Origin of the sequence: Desulfonatronum zhilinae, from assembly GCF_900182865.1 — a bacterium.
GTDB lineage: Bacteria > Desulfobacterota > Desulfovibrionia > Desulfovibrionales > Desulfonatronaceae > Desulfonatronum > Desulfonatronum lacustre.
Genome location: NZ_FXUJ01000056.1, coordinates 1 through 5,720, shown reverse-complemented (window position 1 = coordinate 5,720; position 5,720 = coordinate 1). Strand labels below are relative to the sequence as shown.

The following is a 5,720-nucleotide window of genomic DNA, read 5'->3' as shown; positions in this document are numbered from 1 at the left end:
GTTTTCGGAGCATCGAAGTGCAAAAAATTGCCTTATATCATACACTTGGAGATCTGCCCGAACCAGTGTTCACCCACAAATTTTGCTGACGAGCCACATATAGTTGATCAACAGGCTTCTCGCCTATTTCAGCTTCAAAATCTCGAAGCTCAGCTCGTCTGTATTGACGAAGTGATTCTGATATTTTTGAAAATTTTTCCAAATTCATATCTGAACTCTTCTTTGATTAGGTAGACACATTGAACAGTGTTATTATTCGGAATTGGGAAAAAACCAATCAACCAATCTAACTATCACCCAAGCCTCTTCCCAAGCAGAAGCATCCCTATTCTCAACATCTTGCTTTCAAATCCATCATCATCTCCACCGCCCGATCTCCCGCACCTGAGGTCAGCTTTTTACTATCCCTCGAAGTCAGCATTATACAACACCGGAAGAATCACGGAAAAAACCATGCACAAAACTGACCTCTGGGGAAGTGAGCGGCGCGTTTTTTGGCGGGCGCGGAGCTTGGTTGACGCCGTGACGTCCTCGACAAGTTGCACTGTGGAACTCAAAGCCCTCACGCCTGCACCCACTCCATAACCGGACGAGACAGAAAGGCTTCCAACTCGATGCCGTCGCCGCCGACCAACAGGGTGCGATCCGGCTGGAAGGCTTCGACGAAGGCGGCCATGCCGGGCAGGGCGTCGCGGCGGCGACCGCTTTTGATCTCGATGGCCAGCAACCGCCTGCCCGCACGGATCACAAAATCGACTTCGCGGTTTTTATCCCGCCAGTAGAACAGCTCGCAGTCGCCGCGCTGCGCGGCGTTGGCCAAGTGCGCGCCGACCGCGGATTCCACCAGCCGACCGTAGTAAGACCGGTCCTCTCGGGCTTCCTCGGGAGACAACCCTTCCATCGCCGTCATCAGGGCCGTGTTCAGTACTTGCAGCTTGGGGCTGGAGGCGCGTTGGCGCACGGCCTGGCCGGCGAACTTTTGAACTCCGGTGAGCATCCCCGCTGCCGCCAGAAGATCGAGATAATGGGCCAGGGTGGTGGTGTTGCCGGCGTCCTGCAACTGGCCCAGCATCTTGGTGTAGGACAGTATCTGCCCGGAGTACCGGCACCCCAGCTCGAACAGGCGACGCAGCAGTGCCGGTTTGTCCACGCGGGTCAGCAGCAGTACATCACGCGCGATGCTGGTTTCGACCAGCGAGTCCAGCACGTAACGCCGCCAGCGGGCCGGTTCGGCGGTCAGCGGCGCCGCGCCGGGGTAGCCGCCAAAAAAGAGATAGTCTTCGAGACTGTAGCTGAAGGCCGCGCGCATTTCCACCAAAGACCAGTGCGGCAGGTGCAGGCTCTCGAAGCGTCCGGCCAGGCTCTCGGTGAGTCCGCGCCCGATCATCAGCGGCGCGGAGCCCAGCAGCACGACCCGCAGCGCCCGACCTTGGCGCGTGTCCTCGTCCCACAGATATTTGACGGTTTCCGACCAGTGCTCGACCTTCTGCACCTCGTCCACCACCAGCAAGCCGCCACCTGAGCCTGTCTCCACCCGCGCCGCCTCCCACTGCTGACGCAGCCACGCGCCATCGCGCAGTGTCGGCTCGTCGGCGCTGACAAAGCGCACCGGCCCCTCCAGGCCTTCGGTAACCTGTTGCACCAGGGTGGTCTTGCCGACCTGCCGCGCCCCGGTGACCACCTGTATATGACGCCGAGGCTCCGCCAGCCTGCGGGCCAGTTCGGCCGCCTGGGGTCGTTGATAGGTGTTCGGCGTTTTGCGCTTCATGTTGAGTAATTTTACTCAATGTGATGCGTATTGCAAGCGGCGACGCATTGCCAAAGCTCGGTTTCGGTCATCCCGTCCTCACTCATACGCCTTCAACCCCGAGTCTCCCGCCCCCGGCCTGCTTCTTCAAGAACGGCGCCAGATCTTGCATCAGGGCCGACTCGGCCTTGCCGCGCGCCTTCAAACCCAATTCCAGCGGCGCAAATTATGGCTCATCCGGTTCAAGCGTACGTGATCAGGAAAGAGGGTGGGAGCACTTTTTGAACCGCCCGCTTCCGTTGGTCGCTCAAGGCGCCAAGTTCACAAAGGAAAACATTTTGGAAAGCAGGGAAAACGCTGCTTTCCAAAAGATTGCCTCCTCCCTGTCGGGAGGAAGAATCATTGCCGTCAGGCGTGAAGTCTTTTGGCTTCCGCATCATTCCAGTGGAAGGTTAAAAAATATTTTCTTGGCGTGCTCCGGACCTTGAGCGAAGCGGCCTGCCCCGCTCTCACTTTGTTCAGGAGGAAAACCACTTACTGCGGACAGATGCTTCGCGTCCGTTTCGCTGGCGAACTCGCGGAGTGTGTCGCGGGCTTCTTGAAGCATGCATGCTCCTATTCAAGATGTCCTGACGTATAAGTAAACATTCTCGACGCGGCTTCCGCGGCGAGGGCAACCGACTGGACGCAGTCAGCCCCGGCCCGTTCCCGCGACGCGGAAGCGTCGCAGGAACGCTGCTAATCAGCCGCGCGGTCTTTTGGGTCGGCTGAATTAACCTTGTTAGGTCGCCTTGTCTGCATCGTCGCGATCTCTGTTGTCCTTGTCACGGTTGTCTCTGTCGCGCATCCGTCGACGAGCGTCGTTTCGCAACATCATAAATGCGGCCGCCATGACCGTCGCCATAAGTGCCGCGACCATGGGGAGAAGGAACGTGACTGAGTCGGGTTTCGAGTCGAAGACACTGCCTTTGAAGAAATCAGAGAATACGAGCATAACCGTCATCAGCATGGTTACGATGCCCATCATTGCGCTCGTCATCGATACCATTCGCGCACGGTACTGCTCGAGCTCCGTTCGGCCAGTTGGAGTTCGTTCCACTACCAGCTCGCCCTGCTCATCACGCCTCGCCGTCGCGGGCCTAAGCGACTCCAGCTGATTGCAGTATTCCTGCTTGGTACTGGCCGATATGAAACTGGAATCCATGATCTCCTTTATCAGCTCTTCCCCAACCTGCCGCGCACCATACATGTCCTTCGCCTCGACGGCATACTTGCGCGCTGTCGCGGAGATCAGTGACTCGACGACTCGTGAGTCAGGAACATGGCCCTCGGAGAGACCTGGCCGGAGGGCGTAGATCACCTCGCGGTTTGCCGATGCGAGCTTCTGCGCGTACTCGCGACGGTCACGGCGTGAGAACAGGGCCCGAGAGACAAACGTGACTAAGAGCCCGCTAAGAATTCCACCGCCGATCCCGACGATCCAAGGGTTATTCATCCAGTCCATTGCGATGCGTCTCTCTCCGGTCGACTTAACGCTCAGCATCAGCGGTGGGCCGCGCAGCGGGCCGTCCGCTGCATGCTGTTGTTAGCTCGCTTCTCCTAGATCCAGCTGAATAGAGTTTTCTCGTTCTGATAGATATTCATCTATGTTCCTGTCGACGTAGCGGAGTGTCCCGATGCGCCTTTGTTCTCTGTCCTCTAGAAGCGCGTCGACTATAGCTTCGCGTGCGTCCCGATCTAGGCGCTGAAACGCCGACCAGTCGACGCGAAAGTCGTCAAGAGCCCTTCTCGGCATACGGAACCGGTAGAACGTTCTGTCTTCCCGAACCATAAAAACTTCCGGCCGCATCATTCTGACGCGGTCGTCATCCTCGATTGTTCGAAGCTCGACTATCCCAGCCCTCGAAAGTAGATCATCCCAGCCGAAATCAGATAGAAGAAGATCGCGCGAATCTACCGCAACAAAATTCGAAACAAAGCCGATAAGGTGTCGAAACTGAACTGCACCCTTTGCGGTATCCCTTAAATCGGGAGTTGCGAGAGACGCGAGCACAACTGCTTTCAGATCATCAATACGCTCAGAGAAGTCTCTGTATCGGCGAGACTCCTGCGCTCTTGTTCGATTTTCAAGAAGAAGGCGCTGGAACAATTGCGACCATTGGCTTGCGAGCTGGAGTCTTATATCTTCGAGGCGACTGAAAGCCAGTACGTTGTTATTGGTGGTTCTATGGCTGAGAAAGTTAATGAACTCAAAGACGTACTTAGCTGTTTCTCTTTTCTGTATTGAAGGGAACTCAATATTTTCAATCACATCCTTCTTGTCTTTGTTCTTCTCATACACATGATGATCGTGAAGTACTCGTTCATCAACAAATGCATACACGGGGATGGCAGCCTCAACCGCCTTCAGCACTTCAAGCTGCGTGATTGAAAGCTTTTCCTTCGCTTCTAGCACACCAGACTTCGTCGATAACTTTTCTAGGCTGCTGAAGTCGAGTTGTTGAAAAGCGGATGGAACCGCGGTGCCACCAAATCGCGACCCCACGATCAATACCACCATGTCGCAGCTTGGCACTTCCTTTAGGCAGCTGTCATGAGTATGAGAACGCGGGTCGTAAAGGACATCCGCGTAATCGCTCATAACCGGCTCGTACCCCATCCCGGAAATGAAAGGGCGGAGCTCACCCCGAAGAATATCGAGGTCGTAACATGTTGACGAAATAAAGACGCGAAGTCTTGCCATAGGCCCTCCTTACCGAGCTAACAGTGTTATTATGCGGAATTCACAAAAATCCGCTCTTCCAAATTCCGGCCCTGACACCAGCTGATTCGGCGAGCAATTTTTGAAAAAATTTTCCGCATTTGCCACGTTATTTCAGCGTATTGAGAAAAGTCTGCCAAATATTTCCTGGCTCCGAGGTCAGCTTTGTGCTTTGCCTTGAGGTCAGCTTTATGTAGCAGACATAAGTTCATCCAACATACGGTGCATAAAGCCAAACTCGGAGGAAATGATGGACGCATCCGTGATCGTTTTTGACGATTGGGAGCAGGCCTTGAAGGCCAAGTGTCCCTCCTGATCGTCATCACGCATATCGGGAAGCCATCGTCAAATTCCGGTACTGGCTTCGGAATCCCCATATAATGCTAACTGTTGTAAGCACTAAACTACTTTTGGAATGGAGACAATCGTATCTGGATCACTGATCAGGGCAAATTTGTGCTCGAACCACGGGCGCTCCGGATCGGTATCGAAATCATGATCGGCATCGATTATTGGTCTCTTTCCGCATCCCGGCTCCACCTGCGCCGGGTGCCCGTCATCTGCGGGCCTTGCCCGTGATCGACTCCAGGCGGACCCTGAAAACCTTGGTCTTGTCGAAGAATCCGTCAATGTATTCAAGTCCCTGCGTGAAGTAGTCGGGCGAATATTTCCTGACGAGCAAGACCAGTCCTGCCCTTTTTTCCTCGTCGAAAAGCTCTTCCACGATCCCCGCGGCAACTACGCTTTCGTATTTTGTACCGAACTTCTCAGGCAGCACCTCTGTCTTGCCGACCACGCAAAACGAGACCTTCCCGTTCACGGAGAGCAAATCGATCTTCTTTCCCTCCAAAGCGCAGTGGAAGAAGATGCAATCGCCATCAAAGGCGAAATTCAAAGGGATGCCGTGGGGTGAACCGTCCAGGGATGCCATGGAGAGTACGCCGTATTGCGCCGTTTCCAGGAGGATTCTTGCCTCCTCAATGGTTGTTGCGCGATCTTTACGTCTCATTGGTTTTCTCACTTTGATGCGGTTGCGAGGGAGAGCCGAAGCTGTTTGAACCGCCCGCAGCGCGTCATCCCTGCTCGGCTTGCCTGCCCTTGGATGTTTCACAAAAGAGGCTCTTCGACGTTGGACGTGGAATTGGCAATTCTCCCCTGTGGTACTATCTGTATTCGGAGTGAGTGGTTTTCGATCCCTGTTTTCCAGGAGAT

Annotated in this window: 5 protein-coding genes; all 5 read right to left on the bottom strand. The window is 54.9% G+C overall.

What is annotated here, in order from left to right:
* Window positions 1-562: 562 nt before the first annotated feature.
* Complete coding sequence (locus AC559A_RS18625; RefSeq protein ID WP_498819201.1) at window positions 563-1,768, bottom strand: ATP-binding protein; 1,206 nt, start codon at window positions 1,766-1,768, stop codon at window positions 563-565.
* A 415-nt stretch (window positions 1,769-2,183) separates the two neighbouring features.
* Window positions 2,184-2,354 (bottom strand): hypothetical protein, encoded by a 171-nt coding sequence (locus tag AC559A_RS18620; protein WP_498819200.1) that lies wholly within the window; start codon window positions 2,352-2,354, stop codon window positions 2,184-2,186.
* A gap of 174 nt (window positions 2,355-2,528) precedes the next feature.
* Window positions 2,529-3,251: a hypothetical protein gene (locus tag AC559A_RS18615; protein ID WP_498819199.1), complete on the bottom strand. Its 723-nt coding sequence runs from the start codon at window positions 3,249-3,251 to the stop codon at window positions 2,529-2,531.
* Window positions 3,252-3,332: 81 nt separating this feature from the next.
* Complete coding sequence (locus AC559A_RS18610; protein ID WP_498819198.1) at window positions 3,333-4,490, bottom strand: DUF4062 domain-containing protein; 1,158 nt, start codon at window positions 4,488-4,490, stop codon at window positions 3,333-3,335.
* A gap of 574 nt (window positions 4,491-5,064) precedes the next feature.
* Window positions 5,065-5,720: pyridoxamine 5'-phosphate oxidase family protein (locus tag AC559A_RS18605; protein WP_498819197.1), on the bottom strand; the 656-nt coding region annotated here is incomplete at its 5' end.